We start from the raw sequence: 228 nt of genomic DNA on the forward strand, positions 1-228 counted from the left end.
GCACCGGTGATGCGCATCTTGCCGGAATCCACCGAGTAATCGACGCTGCTGTCGGTGGAGGATGCCGCGCGGTGGCTGTCGGTCAGCTGGAAGCCACTGATGCGCGCATTGAGGGCGCCATCCAGATAGCTGCCCTTGATGCCGATCTCGTATTGCTCGCCTTCCCGCGGGTCGATCAGGTCCCCGTCCTCGCCTTCGCTGGTCTGCGGCTCGAAGACCTTGGAGTAG

General features: G+C 63.6%; 1 protein-coding gene. It reads right to left on the bottom strand.

Translation table 11 applies throughout. From position 1 onward, the window contains the following. Positions 1–228: TonB-dependent receptor domain-containing protein (locus R0J88_RS24250; RefSeq protein WP_410901494.1), on the bottom strand; the 228-nt coding region annotated here is incomplete at both ends.

This window comes from Pseudoalteromonas sp. SIMBA_162, from assembly GCF_046535955.1.
GTDB classification, from domain to species: Bacteria; Pseudomonadota; Gammaproteobacteria; order Enterobacterales; family Alteromonadaceae; genus Pseudoalteromonas; species Pseudoalteromonas marina.